Origin of the sequence: Halopseudomonas xiamenensis, assembly GCF_014219065.1 — a bacterium.
Lineage (GTDB): Bacteria > Pseudomonadota > Gammaproteobacteria > Pseudomonadales > Pseudomonadaceae > Halopseudomonas > Halopseudomonas xiamenensis.
The window spans coordinates 191,144-205,986 of sequence record NZ_JACLGO010000001.1; the positions used below are offsets into that span (position 1 = coordinate 191,144).

General features: G+C 65.6%; 14 protein-coding genes and 1 pseudogene. 8 read left to right on the forward strand and 7 right to left on the reverse strand.

Annotated elements, in window-relative coordinates; translation table 11 throughout:
- Window positions 1-83: 83 nt before the first annotated feature.
- Genes H6X51_RS00960 through H6X51_RS00970 form a run of 3 tightly spaced genes read right to left on the reverse strand, consistent with a single transcriptional unit; the run spans window position 84 to window position 1,484 of the window.
- Window positions 84-740, reverse strand: coding sequence for a response regulator transcription factor (locus H6X51_RS00960; protein WP_185265719.1), 657 nt, complete (start codon window positions 738-740; stop codon window positions 84-86).
- 14 nt (window positions 741-754) lie between these two features.
- Window positions 755-1,162, reverse strand: a complete 408-nt coding sequence (locus tag H6X51_RS00965) for a hypothetical protein (RefSeq protein ID WP_185265641.1) — start codon at window positions 1,160-1,162, stop codon at window positions 755-757.
- 19 nt (window positions 1,163-1,181) lie between these two features.
- The gene (locus H6X51_RS00970) at window positions 1,182-1,484 is read right to left on the reverse strand and encodes a YciI family protein (protein WP_185265642.1); all 303 of its coding nucleotides are present in this window, start codon (window positions 1,482-1,484) and stop codon (window positions 1,182-1,184) included.
- 125 nt (window positions 1,485-1,609) lie between these two features.
- Here H6X51_RS00970 and H6X51_RS00975 point away from each other — a divergent pair, with 125 nt between their 5' ends.
- The 6 genes and pseudogenes from H6X51_RS00975 to rluB form a co-directional block, all read left to right on the forward strand.
- Complete coding sequence (locus tag H6X51_RS00975) at window positions 1,610-2,479, forward strand: PHP domain-containing protein (RefSeq protein ID WP_185265643.1); 870 nt, start codon at window positions 1,610-1,612, stop codon at window positions 2,477-2,479.
- A gap of 51 nt (window positions 2,480-2,530) precedes the next feature.
- Complete coding sequence (locus H6X51_RS00980) at window positions 2,531-3,163, forward strand: L-threonylcarbamoyladenylate synthase (RefSeq protein ID WP_185265644.1); 633 nt, start codon at window positions 2,531-2,533, stop codon at window positions 3,161-3,163.
- A 67-nt stretch (window positions 3,164-3,230) separates the two neighbouring features.
- Window positions 3,231-4,451 (forward strand): tryptophan--tRNA ligase, encoded by a 1,221-nt coding sequence (locus H6X51_RS00985; protein WP_268898579.1) that lies wholly within the window; start codon window positions 3,231-3,233, stop codon window positions 4,449-4,451.
- Window positions 4,451-5,320 carry a segregation and condensation protein A gene (locus tag H6X51_RS00990; RefSeq protein ID WP_407925932.1) on the forward strand — a complete coding sequence of 290 codons (870 nt, stop codon included), beginning with the start codon at window positions 4,451-4,453 and terminating at the stop codon, window positions 5,318-5,320. Before H6X51_RS00985 ends, H6X51_RS00990 begins: the two co-directional genes overlap by 1 nt.
- Entirely contained in the window at window positions 5,301-6,023 is a 723-nt protein-coding gene (gene scpB / locus H6X51_RS00995) for an SMC-Scp complex subunit ScpB (RefSeq protein ID WP_185265646.1), read from the forward strand. The genes H6X51_RS00990 and scpB overlap by 20 nt, the downstream gene beginning before the upstream one ends.
- Before the next feature lie 72 nt (window positions 6,024-6,095).
- Window positions 6,096-6,989, forward strand: a pseudogene (gene rluB, locus H6X51_RS01000) (23S rRNA pseudouridine(2605) synthase RluB); the annotation flags it as partial.
- Window positions 6,990-7,392: 403 nt separating this feature from the next.
- Here rluB and H6X51_RS01005 read toward each other — a convergent pair.
- The 4 genes from H6X51_RS01005 to H6X51_RS01020 are packed head-to-tail and all read right to left on the reverse strand — an operon-like array spanning window position 7,393 to window position 10,864.
- Window positions 7,393-8,136: a YciK family oxidoreductase gene (locus H6X51_RS01005; RefSeq protein ID WP_185265648.1), complete on the reverse strand. Its 744-nt coding sequence runs from the start codon at window positions 8,134-8,136 to the stop codon at window positions 7,393-7,395.
- Window positions 8,129-8,809: an HAD family hydrolase gene (locus H6X51_RS01010; RefSeq protein ID WP_185265649.1), complete on the reverse strand. Its 681-nt coding sequence runs from the start codon at window positions 8,807-8,809 to the stop codon at window positions 8,129-8,131. Before H6X51_RS01010 ends, H6X51_RS01005 begins: the two co-directional genes overlap by 8 nt.
- A 2-nt stretch (window positions 8,810-8,811) precedes the next feature.
- Window positions 8,812-9,513 (reverse strand): bifunctional 2-polyprenyl-6-hydroxyphenol methylase/3-demethylubiquinol 3-O-methyltransferase UbiG, encoded by a 702-nt coding sequence (gene ubiG / locus H6X51_RS01015; protein ID WP_185265650.1) that lies wholly within the window; start codon window positions 9,511-9,513, stop codon window positions 8,812-8,814.
- Window positions 9,503-10,864, reverse strand: a complete 1,362-nt coding sequence (locus tag H6X51_RS01020) for a TRZ/ATZ family hydrolase (protein WP_185265651.1) — start codon at window positions 10,862-10,864, stop codon at window positions 9,503-9,505. Before H6X51_RS01020 ends, ubiG begins: the two co-directional genes overlap by 11 nt.
- Before the next feature lie 110 nt (window positions 10,865-10,974).
- On the opposite strand from H6X51_RS01020, the gene mtnA reads away from it, so the two are divergent.
- Window positions 10,975-12,003: an S-methyl-5-thioribose-1-phosphate isomerase gene (mtnA, locus tag H6X51_RS01025; RefSeq protein ID WP_185265652.1), complete on the forward strand. Its 1,029-nt coding sequence runs from the start codon at window positions 10,975-10,977 to the stop codon at window positions 12,001-12,003.
- 171 nt (window positions 12,004-12,174) lie between these two features.
- Window positions 12,175-14,835 (forward strand): DNA gyrase subunit A, encoded by a 2,661-nt coding sequence (gyrA, locus tag H6X51_RS01030; RefSeq protein WP_185265653.1) that lies wholly within the window; start codon window positions 12,175-12,177, stop codon window positions 14,833-14,835.
- Window positions 14,836-14,843: the final 8 nt, after the last annotated feature.

The following is a 14,843-nucleotide window of genomic DNA, read 5'->3' on the forward strand; positions in this document are numbered from 1 at the left end:
GGTGAATCCGGCCATTGCTCAGCAGTCTATCGAGCTGGATGTCAGCCGACGCCGGTGCTTGGTAAAGGCAATGTAAAGCTTGGTCAAGCGTACAGATACCCTCGTCCGCGCACCGACTGGATGCGGTTGCGGCCATCGGGATGCAGGCCCAGCTTGCGCCGCAGGTTGCTCATGTGCATGTCCAGGCTGCGGTCGTAGGGCCCCAGCGGCTTGCCCAGCGCCTGGCGTGACAGCGTCTGGCGGTCGATGAGCTGGCCGGGGTGCTCCAGCAGTTCGCGCAGGATCAGCGCCTCGGTCTGGGTCAGTGGCAGCAGCTCGTCATTCTGCCAGGCCATCAGGCTGCCGGTGTCCATGCGCAGATCGCCGACCTGCAGGGTCGGGCCATCCGCCGCCGGCGCACTGCGGCGCAACAGCGCCCGTAGCCGTGCGACCAGCTCGCGCGGGTCGCACGGCTTGGCCAGGTAATCGTCGGCGCCCAGTTCCAGGCCGAGAATGCGGTCCACCGGCTCGCCCCGGGCACTGAGCATCAGCAGCGGGGTATTGCAGGTCTGGCGCAGTGCACGCAGCACCTCCAGGCCGTTCATGCCGGGCAGCATCATGTCCAGCACTATGGCTTCATAGCTGCCGGCCCGGGCCGCCTCCAGTCCGGCGGCGCCGTCGTGCACGCTGGTCAGGCTGAATCCTTCGGCCTGCAACCAGGAACCCAGCAGTTCGCAGAGTTCCTGGTCGTCGTCGATCATCAGGATATGCTGTTTCAATTGAGCCACATGCTGCGTTTGCGGCGACCACCGAGCTGCGCCAGCAGCCAGCCGGCCAGTAGGCTCAGTGCAACCGTGCTGCCGCCGATGATGAACCACTTGCGTTGCTGTTCCTCACGGCGGCTGTCGGCCAGTTGCTCCATGGCCGACAGGCGGTCGCGCAGGGCCAGGTTCTGTTCGGTCAGGCGCTCGACCTGGGTGCTGTCGACGCTGTTGGCCAGCTCGTCAGCCAGGCGTTGGCGCTCGGCCTCGACCTTGGCCAGCTCGGCCTGCAGGGTGCCGACATCCTGCTCGCCCGCAACGACTGCCTCCGCTTCAGTCGGAGCATCGACCGGTTGGGCCAGCAACGGCAATGGCAACAGCAGGATGCTGAGCAAGGGCAGCATCGCGGGGCGGATGGACATTCTGACTCTCCTCATGACATCAGGCCGGCAGGACGCGTTTGAACGGCTTCACCAGCACCTGATCATATACGCCGGCGGCGATATAGGGGTCGGCATCGGCCCAGCTGCGAGCCTGCTCCAGGGAGGCGAACTCGGCCACTACCAGGCTACCGGTGAAGCCGGCGCTGCCGGGGTCGTTGGAGTCGATGGCCGGGTGCGGGCCGGCCAGCAGCAGGCGGCCTTCGTCCTGCAGTTGCTGCAGGCGGGCGAGGTGCGCCGGGCGGGCTGCCAGGCGGGCGTCGAGGGTGCCGGGGGCGTCGCTGGCCATGATGGCGTAGAACATAGTGTTTCCTTAGTTGACGGTTACGATGGACGATAAACGGTAACTTATGCCATTCGGTTAGGTGTTGTCAGTGTCCAGACGGCATAATAGCCAAATTCTTTCATCGAATAAGCAGGGGCTGTTGAGTGTTGGTAGATCTGCACATGCACAGTACCGCCTCGGACGGGGTGTTGGCACCCGCCGAGTTGATGGCGCGTGCGGCGGCTGCCGGGGTCGATCTGCTGGCGCTGACCGACCACGATTGTGTCGACGGCCTGGCTGAGGCGTGGGATGCCGCGCGCAGTCACGGCATGCGCTGGGTCAGCGGTGTGGAGCTGTCGGCGCAATGGCAGGGGCATACCGTGCACGTGCTGGGCTACGCTTTCGATCCGCAGGCGAGGGTGCTGGTGGACGCCCTGGTGGCGGTGCGCGACGGCCGCTGGCAGCGTGCCGAGCAGATTGCCGCACGTCTGGCCGCCAAGCGCATGCCCGGTGCGCTGGAAGGTGCCCAGGCGATCCAGCAGGCTACCGGCAGTGACCCGCACAGCCCGCCGGCGCGCCCGCACTTCGCCGACTGGATGGTCCAGGCCGGCCATGTGCGTGACCGTGCCGAGGCGTTCCGCAAGTGGCTGGGGGCGGGCAAGCTGGGCGATATCAAGCAGCACTGGCCGGCATTGCCGGAAGCGGTGCAACAGCTGCGTGCCAGTGGTGGTGTCGCCGTGCTGGCCCACCCCTGGCATTACGGTTTCACCCGCGCGCGCCTGCGCCGCCTGCTGCGCGATTTCGCCGAGGCCGGCGGGCGCGGCATCGAGGTGGTCAACGGCAAGCAGTCGCCCGAACAGGTGGCAGTGCTGGCACGTCTGGCCGGCGAGTTCGGATTTCTGGCCAGTTGCGGCAGCGACTTCCACCACCCGGATGCGCCATGGATGGCCCTCGGCGCGATGACGCCACTGCCCGCCAGCTGCGCTCCGCTATGGGCCGATGCCCGTTTCGCCGAGCGGGTATCTGGCTTGTGATGAAGCGTCCGCAGGCCCTACACTTCGATAAAACAGAATGAGAATGCAGCCGTGAGCCAATATTTCCAGATTCATCCGGACAATCCGCAATCGCGCCTGATCAGCCAGGCGGTGGAAATCATCCGTGGTGGTGGCGTGATCGCCTATCCGACCGACTCGGCCTATGCGCTGGGTTGCCATCTGGGCGACAAGAACGCGCTGGAACGCATCCGCCGCCTGCGCCAGTTGGATGACAAGCACAACTTCACCCTGGTGTGCCGTGACCTGTCCGAACTGGGCGTCTACGCCAAGGTCGACAATGCCACCTTCCGCGCGTTGAAGAACAACACGCCGGGGCCCTATACCTTCATCCTGCACGCCACCACCGAAGTCCCCCGGCGCCTGCTGCACCCCAAGCGGCGCACCATCGGCCTGCGCATCCCGGACCACAGGATCACCCTGGCGCTGCTGGAGGCGCTGGGCGAGCCGCTGATGAGCGTGACGCTGATGTTGCCGGGCGAGGATCTGCCCTTGACCGATCCGGAGGATATCCGCGACCGGCTGGACAAGCAGGTCGACCTGATCATCGATGGGGGTGCCTGCAACATCGAGCCGACCACCGTGGTGGCGCTGCTCGATGGCGAAACCGAAGTACGCCGTATCGGCCTGGGTGACCCGGAACCCTTCGGCGCCAGCCGCGACTGACGCCGCCGGCTGCCCGTATAATAACGACTGCCAACATGACGAATCACCAGATAATCAGGAGTGTCCCTTGAGTTCCGTTGAATCCCAGCGCCGGGTAGTGTCCGGCATGCGCCCCACCGGTCGCCTGCACCTTGGTCACTATCATGGCGTGCTGAAGAACTGGGTCAAACTGCAGCATGAGTACGAGTGCTTCTTCTTCGCCGCCGACTGGCACGCACTGACCACTCTGTACGAAACCCCGCAGGACATCGAACAGAACGTCTGGGACATGATGATCGACTGGCTGGCGGCCGGGGTCAGCGGCACCTCGGCGACCATGTTCATCCAGTCGCAGGTGCCCGAGCACGCCGAGCTGAACCTGCTGCTGGGCATGTCCACGCCGCTCAGCTGGCTGGAGCGGGTGCCGACCTACAAGGACCAGCAGGAGAAACTGCGCGAGCTGGACCTGGCCACCTATGGCTTCCTCGGCTATCCGCTGCTGATGAGCGCGGATATTCTCGTCTACCGTGCCGGACTGGTGCCGGTGGGTGCCGACCAGCTGTCCCACGTCGAGATCACCCGCGAACTGGCACGCCGCTTCAACCACCTGTACGGCAAGGAGCCGGGCTTCGAGGACAAGGCCCGCGCGGCCATCCAGAAGATGGGCAAGAAGGCCGCCAAGCTGTACAGCAACCTGCGCAATGCCTACCAGGAGCAGGGCGACGCCGAGGCGCTGGATACCGCCCGGGCGCTGTTGCAGGAGCAGCAGAACATTACCCTGGGCGACAAGGAGCGGCTGTTCGGCTACCTGGAAGGTGGCGGCAAGGTGATCCTGCCCGAACCCCAGGCGCTGCTGACCCCGGCCTCGAAGATGCCCGGCCTGGACGGACAGAAGATGTCCAAGTCCTACGGCAACACCATCACCCTGCGCGACACCACCGACGAAGTCAGTGAGAAGATCCGCCGCATGCCGACCGATCCTGCGCGGGTGCGGCGTACCGACCCGGGTGATCCGGACAAGTGCCCGGTCTACCAGCTGCACCTGGTATACACAGACCAGGCTACCCATGACTGGGTGAACCAGGGTTGTCGCAGTGCCGGTATCGGTTGCCTGGATTGCAAGAAGCCGGTGATCGACGCCATCTGCACCGAACTGGCGCCCATGCAGCAGCGCGCCGCCGAATACGAGAGCAATCCCGACGCGGTACGCCTGATCCTCAGCGAAGGTGCCGAGCGCGCCCGCGATGCTGCCCGCGATACCCTGGTCGAAGTGCGCCAGGCCATCGGCCTGAGCTACCGTCGTAGCTGATGACTGCCCGGCAACCAGGTTCCTCCGAGATCGCCGCCGCTGCGGCGATGGAGCCGGTTGCCCAGGTCCCGGTGCAGCAGGAACTGCCGCTGGCCATCATCAATGGCCAGCCGCTCACCGAACTGCCACAGGACCTGTATATCCCCCCTGAAGCGCTGGAAGTGTTCCTCGATGCCTTCGAGGGGCCGCTGGACCTGCTGCTGTACCTGATTCGCCGGCAGAACCTGGATATCCTGGATATCCCGGTGGCCGAGATCACCCACCAGTACATGGGCTATGTCGAGCTGATGAAGGCGGTGCGCCTGGAGCTGGCCGCTGAATACCTGGTCATGGCCGCCATGCTGGCCGAGATCAAGTCGCGCATGCTGCTGCCGCGCCAGGAACAGCAGGTCGACGAAGAGGACGATCCGCGCGCCGAGCTGATCCGCCGCCTGCAGGAGTACGAGCGGTTCCGCCAGGCTGCCGAGCAGCTCGATGCCTTGCCCCGGGTCGGGCGCGACATCGCCCTGGCCGGGGCCGCGCCACCGGCACTGGAAGCTCGGCGGGCGCATCCGGAGGTGAGCATGGAGGAGCTGCTGCTGTCGCTCAGCGAAGTGCTGCGCCGCGCCGACATGTTCGAGAGCCACCAGATCAGCCGCGAGGTACTGTCCACCCGCGAGCGCATGGCCGATGTGCTCGAGCGTCTCAAGGGTGGGCAGTTCGTGCCTTTCATCAGCCTGTATAGCTTGGAAGAGGGCAAGCTCGGGGTGGTGGTGACCTTCATGGCGGTGCTCGAACTGGTCAAGGAACAACTGATCGACCTGGTGCAGAACGAACCCTTCGCAGCCATTCACGTCAAGGTAAAAGGCGATGTCGCAACCAGCGCTTGAACGGATTTTGGAGGCGGCCCTGCAGGCTGCCGGCAAGCCCCTGTCCCTGGAGCGGATGCGTGAGCTGTTCGACGAGGACGGCGCGCCGTCGCCGGCCGAGCTGCGCCAGGCGCTGGAACGGCTGGCCGAGGACTGTGTCGGCCGCTCGGTCGAGCTGCGTGAAGTGGCCGGTGGCTGGCGCCTGCAGGTGCGTGACGATTATGCGCCCTGGGTCGGCCGGCTGTGGGAGGAGCGCCCGCAGCGCTATTCCCGGGCGCTGCTGGAAACCCTGTCGCTGATCGCCTATCGCCAGCCGATCACCCGCGGTGAGATCGAGGATGTGCGTGGCGTGGCGGTGAGCAGCCAGATCATCCGCACCCTGCTCGAACGCGAATGGGTGCGGGTGGTCGGGCACCGCGAGGTGCCGGGGCGGCCGGCGATGTATGCCACCACCCGGCAGTTCCTCGACTACTTCAATCTGCGCAGCCTGGCCGAGCTGCCGCCGCTGGCGGAGTTGCGCGAACTGGTTGAGGAACAGCTGCCGGCAGCCGCGGCGGCGATACCCGAACAGCCCGGCGAAGCGGTCGCCTGGAACCCGCAGCCACTGGCCGATGACGAGCCGGAGGCTGGCGGCGACTTCCGCGCCCTGCTGGAAGAACTCAGCGCCATGGAGACCGACCTCAAGACCGACTTCGATGACCTGCTGCCACCCGAGGACGAATGACCTTGGTCGCCGGCAGGCACAGTGCTATCCTGCGCAACCACAAATGATCCATCACACCGGGAGGTGCCACGCATGACTGAACAACCCCTTAACCCCGCCCTCAACCCCGAGCAGGAAGAGATTCCCGCCGCCGGGGAAAAACTGCAGAAAGTACTGGCCCGCATGGGGCTGGGTTCGCGCCGCGAGATCGAAGGCTGGATCGGTGCCGGCCGCGTTACCGTCAATGGCGAGATCGCGCAGCTGGGCTGCCGGGTCGACAGCCTCGACCAGATCATGGTCGATGGTCGACCGCTCAAGCGCGACCTGAATACCGAAGTGGTGCGCCGCGTACTCATCTACAACAAGCCCGAAGGCGAAGTCTGTACCCGTGATGATCCCGAAGGGCGCCCGACCGTGTTCGAGCAGCTGCCGCGCCTGAAGCAAGGCCGCTGGATCAACGTTGGTCGCCTGGATATCAACACCACAGGCTTGCTGCTGTTCACCACCGATGGCGAACTGGCCAACCGGTTGATGCACCCGTCGTGGCAGATGGACCGCGAATACGCGGTGCGGGTCATGGGCGAGGTCGACGAGGAGATGATTGCGCGGCTGCAGGAAGGTGTCATGCTCGAAGATGGCCCGGCCAGGTTCACCGACGTGGTCAGCTCCGGCGGCGAAGGCATCAACCGCTGGTTCCATGTGTGCCTGCTGGAAGGCCGCAACCGCGAAGTACGGCGGCTGTGGGAGTCCCAGGGCATGCGGGTCAACCGGCTCAAGCGGGTGCGTTTCGGACCGGTGTTCCTCGGTCCCGAGCTGCCGGTAGGGCGCTGGCGGGAAATGAAGCAGAACGAGCTGGACATCCTCAGCGAGGAGGTCGGCCTCAAGCCGATCCGGCTGCCCGAGACCAGTGTTGCCGAGAAGGAAAAGCAGAAGCGTCAGGCACGCAAGCCGTCGATGCATCAGGCGCGGGTAGTGCGTCAGAGCAAGCCCAAGGGTGGTGATCGCGGGCGCAGGTAATTGTCGTTAAGGCCGGCGTTCTGCGCCTGCCCATCGCGGCGGGGCGCCGTTCCCACAAAAGGGGTGTGGCGCCCCGGTCCGCGTTCGGGCGCTACGCCTGCGGCCTCCGAGCCGCTGCGTCGTCGAGCAGGCGCTCGACAACCCCAGGGCAGGCACTGTTGTGTCGGGGTGTAGCGCGCCTGCGCTACGCCTGCGGCTTCCGAACCGCTGCGTCGTCGAGCAGGCGCTCGACAACCCCAGGGGCAGGAACTGTGATTGGGGTGTAGCACCCCGATCTGCGTTCGGGCGCTACGCCTGCGGCCTCCGAGCCGCCGCGTCATCGAGTCGAGCGCGACCCGGCCCGATCGCGGTCCGAGGCGCTCGATAACCCGATTCAGCCCCGCGCATCCAGCGCCTGGCCATTCACGCCCTTGCTGTCCGGCCCGAGCAGGTACAGGAACACCGGCATGATCTGTGCCGGCTCCGGGTTCTTCTCCGGCTCCTCCGCCGGGTAGGCGGCCTTGCGCATGGCGGTGCGGGTGGCGCCGGGGTTGACGCTGTTGACGCGGATCTCGCTGGTGCCTTCCTGCTCGTCGGCCATCACCTGCATCAGGCCCTCGATGGCGAACTTGCTGACCGCATAGGGCCCCCAGTAGGCGCGTGCCTTGCGCCCGACGCTGGAGGAGACGAAGATCACCGAGGCGTCCGGGGCGGTGCGCAGCAGTGGCATCATTGCCTTGGTCAGGGCGAACGGGGCGTTCACGTTGACCTGCATCAGCTGTTGCCAGGCTTCGTTCTTGACGCTGTCGAGCAGGGTGCGCGGGCCGAGCAGGGCGGCATTGTGCACCAGCCCATCGAGCTTGCCGAAGGTGTCGAACAACTGGTCGGCCAGCTCGTCGTAGTCCTTCTCCGCCGCGGTTTCCAGGTTCAGCGGGCAGATCGCCGGCTGCGGATGGCCGGCTGCCTCGATCTCGTCGTAGACCGCCTCCAGCTTGCTCAGGGTGCGGCCCAGCAATACTACGCTGGCGCCGTGGGCGGCGCAGCTCAGGGCGCAGGCGCGGCCGATGCCGTCACCGGCGCCGGTGACCAGGATGACGCGACCTTTGAGCAGGTCCTGCGGGGCGCTGTAGTCAAACATGGGATAACTCCTGTGTCCGTTGCTGCTCCAGCCAGGGGCGCAGGGCAGCGGCGTTCTCGATACTGTAGTTGGCATTCCACTGTTGCGGATCATCGCCGGCCGGCAGGTAGCCGTAAAGCGCGGCCACGGTACGCATGCCGGCGGCGCGCCCGGCCTGGATGTCGCGCAGATGATCGCCGACGAAGACGCTGCGGACCGGGTCCACGCCCATCTCGGCGCAGGCCTTGAGCAGCGGTTCCGGGTGTGGCTTGCCATGTTTGACCTGGTCCGGGCAGACCAGGCTGGCGCAACGCCCCGCCAGGCCGGTGGCCTCCAGCAGCGGGATGCTGAAACGACTCAGCTTGTTGGTTACCACGCCCCAGGGCAGCCCCTCGGCGTCCAGCCAGTCGAGCAGCTCGGGGATGCCGGGGAACGGCCGGGTGTGCAGCGCCAACTGGCGCTGGTAGCGCTCCAGGAAATCATCGCGCAGGGCGGCGAACTCGTCGTGCTCCGGGGTGATGGAGAAGGCGGCGCAGAGCATGCCGGCGGAGCCGTCGGATACCGTGGAGCGGATCAGCTGCAGCGACGAGTCCGCCAGGCCGCGGTCCTGACGCATGCTGCGGATGATCGCCAGGAAGTCATCGACGGTATCCAGCAGGGTGCCATCCAGGTCGAACAGTACGCTGTCGAGCATGCTCAGTCTCCGCGCCGGCAATGGACCATGTAGTTGACGTCCACATCGGCGGCAAGCTTGTAATGACGCAGCAGCGGGTTATAGGTCAGGCCGATGATGTCCTGCATGTCCAGCTGCGCCTCGCGCGACCACTGGCCCAGCTCGGCCGGGCGGATGAACTTGGCGTATTCGTGGGTGCCGCGCGGCAGCATGCGCAGCAGGTATTCGGCACCGACGATGGCGAAGGCGAAGGACTTGGGGTTGCGGTTGATGGTCGAGAAGAACACGTGCCCGCCGGGCTTGACCAGGGTGGCGCAGGCGCGGATCACCGAGGCCGGGTCCGGTACGTGCTCGAGCATTTCCATGCAGGTCACCACATCGAAGCGGCCGGGATGCAGTTCGGCCATTTCCTCGGCGGTGGATTGCTGGTAGTCGACCTCGACGCCGGACTCCAGTTGGTGCAGGCGGGCCACCGCCAGCGGCGCCTCACCCATGTCGATACCGGTTACCCGCGCTCCGCGCTGGGCCATGGCCTCGGCGAGAATGCCGCCGCCGCAGCCGACGTCCAGCACTTCCTTGCCGGCCAGAGCGGCCTTGTCGTCAATCCAGTTGGTGCGCAGCGGATTGATCTCGTGCAATGGCTTGAATTCGCTTTCGCGATCCCACCAGCGGCTGGCCAGAGCCTCGAATTTGGCGACTTCCGCCCGATCGACATTAAGCGTCATGATGATCCCCTTGTTGAATCCGCCGGGCCCATGCCTGGGCCCTGGCAATCAGTGTGTTGTGCTCGATACCGATCAACTGCCGGTCACGCACGGCCTGCCGGCCGGCAACCCAGACATCGCTGACCTGCGCCGCCGAGCAGGTGTGGAGTAACTGCGACACCGGCTGGTAGACCGGCTGGTGGGCGACGCCGGACAGGTCCACGGCGGTCATGTCCGCGGCCTTGCCCGGCTCCAGCGAGCCGGTTTCATCCTCCAGGCCCAACGCCCTGGCTCCGGCCAGTGTAGCCATATACAGCGCCGCGTGCGCGTCCAGCGCGGTGGGCATGCCGGATACCGCCTTGGCCAGCAGAGTGGCGCTGTGCAGTTCGCCGAGCATGTCCAGATCGTTGTTGCTGGCGGCGCCATCGGTGCCCAGTGCCACGTTGATACCTGCCTCCAGCAGACGCTGCACCGGACAGAAACCGCTGGCCAGTTTCATGTTGGACTGCGGGCAATGGATCACCGACACCTGGTGCTCGCGCAGCAATTGCAGGTCCTGGTCGTCGACCTGGGTCATGTGCACCGCCTGCAAACGCGGGCCGAGCAGGCCCAGGCGCTGCAGTCGCTGCAACGGGCGCTCGCCGGTCTGGCGCAGGGCGTCGGCGACTTCTCCGGCGGTTTCGTGCAGGTGCATCTGGATCGGCAGTTCCAGCTCGTCGCTCAAGGTGCGCACCCGCTGCAGCAGCTCATCGCCGACGGTATAGGGTGCGTGCGGGCCGAAGGCGATGCTGACCAGCGGGTGGTGACGGTATTCGTCATGCAGCTGTAGGCCGCCGGCCAGGGCGTCGGCGCTGTCTGCGACGCCGGGCATCGGGCCGTCGCTCAGCGGGAAGGCGATCTGCGCGCGGATGCCCAGCTCCTGCGCCGCGCGGGCGGCCACCTGCGGGTAGAAGTACATGTCGGAGAAGCAGGTGGTGCCGCCCAGCAGCATTTCCGCGATCGCCAGTTCGGTACCGCATTGCACGAAGGCGCCATTGACCCAGCGCGTTTCGGCCGGCCAGATATGCTGCTGCAGCCAGGTCATCAGCGGCAGGTCGTCGGCCAGGCCGCGGAACAGTGTCATCGCCGCATGCCCGTGGGCATTGATCAGGCCGGGAATCAAGACATGCTCCGGCAGCTCGCGGCGCTCGCGCACCTGCAGCGAGGTGGTGGCGCTGAGCGGTACAATGGCGACGATGCGGCCCTGGTGCACGGCCACGGCATGTTGCTCGAGCACCTGGCGCGCCGGTACCACAGGTACAATCCAGCGTGGAATGACCAGCAGGTCCAGTTCGTCGGCAAGTGAATGCAGTGGCAAGTCGTTCTGTCTCATGGCTGGCAGTATACCTGCTGGCCTTTGCCGCGGGCAGCGACATTCGTTCGCATCTCGACAGTCTCCGGCGCCCAGTCCGGGTATAATGGCGTTTTCCGCTGGAGTCCTTCATGCAGTTTCAATCCCAGGTCGCCGAACAGGGCGGCGTGCAGGCCATGGAGTGGTGTGGTAGCAGTCTGCGTATTCTTGATCAGCGATACCTGCCCGGACAGCGGCTCTGGGTCGAGTGCCATGATGCTGCCGAGGTGGCCGAGGCCATCAGGCAGGGCGCGGTCCGTGGCGCGGCGGCGGTCGGTATCGCCGCAGCCTACGGCATCGCCCTGGCTGCCCGGCGTCTGGGGCATGCCGATGACTGGACCGAGGCGCTGGAGGCCGACTTCATTCTGCTGGGGCAGGCGCGCCCGGCCGCAGCCAATCTGGCCTGGGCGCTGCGCATCATGCACGACCGGCTGCATCGTCCCGCCGCGCGGATGCCCGAGCAACTGGCGCAGGCGGCGGTGAGCATTCACCTCAGTGACCTGGAGGCCAATCGCAGCATGGCGCACCTGGGCATGCAGCTGATCCGTCGGCATCAGCGTCAGCCGCAGCGGCTGATGACCCTGGGCAACGCCGGTGCGCTGGCCGGTGGCGGTTACGGCAGCGCCTTGGGGGTGATCCGCGCGGCTCACGGTGCCGGCCTGGTGGAGCAGGTGTATGCCAGCCAAAGCCGCCCCGGGACCGCTGGCGAGGTGACCGCGTGGGAGCTGGCCCAGGACCAGGTGCCGGTGGTCTTGCATGTCGATACGGCGGCCGGGCAACTGATGAAGTCGGATAATCCGAGCTGGGTGGTGGTCGGTGCCGAGCGTATCGCCGCCAATGGTGATGTGATCAATGCCGTGGGTACCTACACGCTGGCGGTGCTGGCCATGCACCATGGTCTGCGCTTCATGGTGGTGGCGCCCAGTTCGGCGATCGACCTGACCCTGGACGCCGCCGATGAACTCGATCTGGCTGGCGAAGCCCTGGAGCAGGGCGTGCAGCCGCTGCTGGATGTGACGCCAGCAGATCTGATCGATGTGATCGTCACCGAAAAGGGTATCGTCGAGCGCCCGGATGAGAGCAGAATCGCCGAGCTGCTGAGTCACCGCCGCCTGCACTGAGGCATGGCCCGCGGAAGTGTGAAACGCCCCGCGGCATTGTCTTACAACTCCCGTCGGGGCCCGCAGTGTGGTATCATTCGCGGCTTTGATCCGGCCCCGACAGGGCCTCGTTCCGCGCCGCATGCGCATTGGCTCCATCATGGTAGCCAACAATAAAAGGAATGCCGTTTCATGGGTGAGCTGGCCAGAGAAATTCTTCCAGTCAATATCGAAGATGAGCTGAAGCAATCGTACCTCGACTACGCCATGAGCGTGATCGTCGGACGGGCGTTGCCTGATGTGCGTGACGGCCTCAAGCCGGTGCATCGTCGGGTGCTGTTCGCCATGCACGAACTGAAAAACGACTGGAACAGACCCTATCTGAAATCCGCCCGTGTGGTTGGTGACGTGATCGGTAAATACCACCCGCACGGCGATTTGGCGGTCTACCACACCATAGTGCGCATGGCCCAGCCGTTCTCCCTGCGTTACCTGCTGGTCGACGGCCAGGGCAACTTCGGTTCGGTCGATGGCGACAGCGCCGCGGCCATGCGTTACACCGAAATCCGCATGACCAAGCTCACCCACGAACTGCTGGCGGACCTGGACAAGGAAACCGTCGACTGGGTGGACAACTACGACGGCTCGCTGCAGATCCCGGACGTGCTGCCGACCAGGGTGCCCAACCTGCTGGTCAACGGCTCCAGTGGTATCGCCGTGGGTATGGCGACCAACATTCCGCCGCACAACCTGACCGAGGTGATCAACGGCTGCCTGGCGGTGATCGCCAACCCGGACATCGGCATCGACGAGCTGATGGAGCACATTCCCGGCCCCGATTTCCCCACCGCCGGTATCATCAACGGCCGTGCCGGGATCGTCGAAGCCTACCGGACCGGGCGCGGGCGCATCTATGTGCGTGCCCGTTGCACCATCGAAGATATCGACAAGGTCGGTGGCCGCCAGCAGATCCTGATCCATGAGCTGCCCTACCAGGTGAACAAGGCCAAGCTGATCGAGCGCATTGCCGAGCTGGTCAAGGAAAAGAAACTCGAAGGTATCAGCGAGCTGCGCGACGAGTCCGACAAGGATGGCATGCGCGTGGTGATCGAGCTGCGCCGCGGCGAGGTGGCCGAGGTCGTGCTCAACAACCTGTACGCCCAGACCCAGATGCAGAACGTGTTCGGCATCAACGTGGTCGGCCTGCTGGATGGCCAGCCGCGCATCCTCAACCTCAAGGAGCTGCTCGACGCCTTCATCCGCCACCGCCGCGAGGTGGTGACCCGGCGTACCGTCTACGAGTTGCGCAAGGCCCGCGAGCGCGGTCACATCCTCGAAGGCCAGGCGGTGGCGCTGTCCAACATCGACCCGGTGATCGAGCTGATCAAGGCCTCGCCGTCGCCGGCCGAAGCCCGCGAGCGGTTGCTGGCCAAGGGCTGGGAGCCGGGTACGGTGATGTCCATGGTCGAGCGCGCCGGTGCCGAATCCTGCCGTCCCGATGGCTTGCCCGAGGAGTTCGGCCTGCGCGATGGCCACTATTACCTGTCGCCGGAACAGGCCCAGGCCATTCTCGACCTGCGTCTGCACCGCCTGACCGGCCTGGAGCATGAAAAGCTGCTGACCGAGTACCAGGAAATCCTGGCGCAGATCGGCGAGCTGCTGCGCATCCTCAACAGCGAAGAGCGGTTGATGGAAGTCATCGTCGAGGAGCTGGAGCACATCAAGACCAACTTCGGCGACGAGCGTCGCACCGAGATCGTTGCCTCACGCATGGATCTGAGCGTCGCCGACCTGATCACCGAGGAAGACCGCGTGGTGACCATTTCCCACGGCGGCTATGCCAAGAGCCAGCCGCTGTCGGACTACCACGCCCAGCGTCGCGGCGGGCGTGGCAAGGCGGCCACCGGAGTCAAGGACGAGGACTACGTATCGCACCTGCTGGTCGCCAACAGCCACACCACGCTGATGCTGTTCTCCAGCAAGGGCAAGGTCTACTGGCTGAAGACCTACGAGATTCCGGAAGCCTCGCGTACCGCGCGCGGTCGCCCGCTGGTCAACCTGCTGCCGTTGGACGAGGGTGAGTACATCACTACCATGCTGCCGGTGGAGGAATATACCGAGGGCTGGTTCGTGTTCATGGCCACCGCCAATGGCACGGTGAAGAAGACCCCACTACCGCAGTTCAGCCGCCAGCGCAGTGTCGGCCTGATCGCCCTGGACCTGGACGAGGGCGATACCCTGATCAGCGCCGCGCTGACCGACGGCAGCAAACAGGTCATGCTGTTCTCCGACGGTGGCAAGGTTACCCGCTTCGAGGAAACCGACGTGCGCGCCATGGGCCGTACCGCCCGTGGTGTACGTGGCATGCGCCTGGCCGAGGGCCAGCGCCTGGTGTCCATGCTGATTGCCGAAGACGGCACGCAGATTCTCACCGCATCGGAAAACGGCTACGGCAAGCGCACCCCGGTCGAGGACTTCCCGCAGTACAAGCGCGGTGGCCAGGGCGTGATCGCCATGGTCACCAACGACCGCAACGGCCCGCTGATCGGTGCCGTGCAGGTGGTCGATGGCGAGGAAATCATGCTGATTTCTGACCAGGGCACACTGGTGCGTACCCGGGTTGCCGAAGTGTCCAGCCTGTCGCGCAACACCCAGGGCGTGACGCTGATCAAGCTGGGCAATGGCGAGAAACTGGTGGGCTTGGAGCGTGTGCAGGAACCTTCCGATGATGAGGAAGAGGATGCAGGCGCCGCGGCGGACGATGCGAACGCGGATGCACCAGCCAGCGAGGCTGGCGAGACTGATTCCGGTGTGGCTGACGACAGCGCCGGTACCATTGACGATCAAGAGTAGAGGCGAAG

Excerpts from the sequence above, each read along its gene's own strand:
- H6X51_RS00960 (WP_185265719.1), bottom strand. The coding sequence starts at position 740 with ATGATCGACGACGACCAGGAACTCTGCGAACTGCTGGGTTCCTGGTTG.
- H6X51_RS00965 (WP_185265641.1), bottom strand. The coding sequence starts at position 1,162 with ATGTCCATCCGCCCCGCGATGCTGCCCTTGCTCAGCATCCTGCTGTTG.
- H6X51_RS00970 (WP_185265642.1), bottom strand. The coding sequence starts at position 1,484 with ATGTTCTACGCCATCATGGCCAGCGACGCCCCCGGCACCCTCGACGCC.
- H6X51_RS00990 (WP_407925932.1), top strand. The coding sequence starts at position 4,451 with ATGACTGCCCGGCAACCAGGTTCCTCCGAGATCGCCGCCGCTGCGGCG.
- scpB (WP_185265646.1), top strand. The coding sequence starts at position 5,301 with ATGTCGCAACCAGCGCTTGAACGGATTTTGGAGGCGGCCCTGCAGGCT.
- H6X51_RS01005 (WP_185265648.1), bottom strand. The coding sequence starts at position 8,136 with ATGTTTGACTACAGCGCCCCGCAGGACCTGCTCAAAGGTCGCGTCATC.
- H6X51_RS01010 (WP_185265649.1), bottom strand. The coding sequence starts at position 8,809 with ATGCTCGACAGCGTACTGTTCGACCTGGATGGCACCCTGCTGGATACC.
- ubiG (WP_185265650.1), bottom strand. The coding sequence starts at position 9,513 with ATGACGCTTAATGTCGATCGGGCGGAAGTCGCCAAATTCGAGGCTCTG.
- H6X51_RS01020 (WP_185265651.1), bottom strand. The coding sequence starts at position 10,864 with ATGAGACAGAACGACTTGCCACTGCATTCACTTGCCGACGAACTGGAC.
- mtnA (WP_185265652.1), top strand. The coding sequence starts at position 10,975 with ATGCAGTTTCAATCCCAGGTCGCCGAACAGGGCGGCGTGCAGGCCATG.
- gyrA (WP_185265653.1), top strand. The coding sequence starts at position 12,175 with ATGGGTGAGCTGGCCAGAGAAATTCTTCCAGTCAATATCGAAGATGAG.